This is a genomic window from Synechococcus sp. R8-2 (assembly GCF_047461715.1).
In the GTDB taxonomy this organism is placed as follows: domain Bacteria; phylum Cyanobacteriota; class Cyanobacteriia; order Thermostichales; family Thermostichaceae; genus Thermostichus.
This window is the reverse complement of sequence record NZ_JANSHQ010000680.1, coordinates 1-1,080: the sequence shown is the minus strand read 5'-3', so window position 1 is coordinate 1,080 and position 1,080 is coordinate 1. Positions and strand designations below refer to the sequence as shown.

Sequence of the window (1,080 nt, the reverse complement as noted above, 5' to 3'; positions counted from 1 at the left end):
CTTAATCTAACTTGAAATGACTCTAATGGTTTGAGAAAAACAATATTGCCGCAGTTGGGCCAGTTCTACCTCACTGAGATCTTGCCACTGGCCGGGAGCAAGCCCCACCAGAGAAAGAGGCCCCAGTCCAACCCGAACCAACCGCAAAGTTGGGATCCCAACGGCGGCAGTCATGCGGCGCACCTGGCGATTGCGACCCTCCCGCAGCGTCAGTTCCAGCCAGGTGGTGGGGATGGAGCGGCGAAAGCGGATGGGGGGATCCCGTGGCGGCAGGGTGGGTTCCTCAGCCAAGACCTTAACCTGGGCCGGGCGCGTTTTTCGCCCTTGGATGATCAGCCCCTGTTGCAGCTGTTGCAGGGCTTGGGGGGTGGGGATCCCTTCCACCTGAACCCAGTAGGTGCGCTCATGGCCGAACTTGGGGTCGATCAAGCGGGCATTGAGGCGACCATCATCGGTCAGCAGGAGCAGCCCTTCGCTGTCGCGATCCAACCGCCCTACCGGATAAACTTTGGGCACCGGAATAAAAGACTTGAGGGTAGGCCGTCCCGCTTGGTCGGTGAATTGGGTGAGCACGCCATAGGGTTTGTAAAACTTGAGATAGCGCATGACACACAAAACAACAAAACTGTGAACCCAACCTTTCCAATCTTTAAGATTTGGCAGAAGGATTTGGCAGAGCGGCTTCAACGGTAAGATCAAGCTTTAAGGAGCAATATCCCTCCATCGCTAGCAGCGTTTGACGGGGCTCACCCCATGACCATAGACAACAACTTACTCTGGGTTTTGGTTGGAACAGCAGGGCTCTCTCTCCTCAGCCTGGTGTACGTGCTGGTGGATGAGGGCAACAAACGTCGCCGCTACGAACAGCAAAAGGAAAAAGAAGCTGCTCAGCCACCTGCGGTTGTTCCTGCAGAAGAAGCCGGGATCCCAGCTGCACCTCCTCCTTCTGCTCCTGAACCTGTTGCTGCTCAGCCCGCTTCAGCGCCACACACTGCTGACGGGTTCCCAGAAGCGTCGCGTAGCGATGACGAGGAGCCAGAAACCTCCCCGGAAGCCGTTCGCGCCAGCAGGACAGAGTCC

Annotated in this window: 1 protein-coding gene and 1 pseudogene; one reads left to right on the top strand and one right to left on the bottom strand. The window is 57.2% G+C overall.

All coding sequences use genetic code 11. The features are described 5' to 3' along the window. Positions 1-6: 6 nt before the first annotated feature. Positions 7-606 carry a pseudouridine synthase gene (locus tag NW819_RS13835; protein ID WP_414414102.1) on the bottom strand — a complete coding sequence of 200 codons (600 nt, stop codon included), beginning with the start codon at positions 604-606 and terminating at the stop codon, positions 7-9. A 147-nt stretch (positions 607-753) separates the two neighbouring features. Here NW819_RS13835 and NW819_RS13830 point away from each other — a divergent pair. Next, positions 754-1,080 (top strand): annotated as a pseudogene (locus NW819_RS13830) (hypothetical protein); the annotation flags it as partial.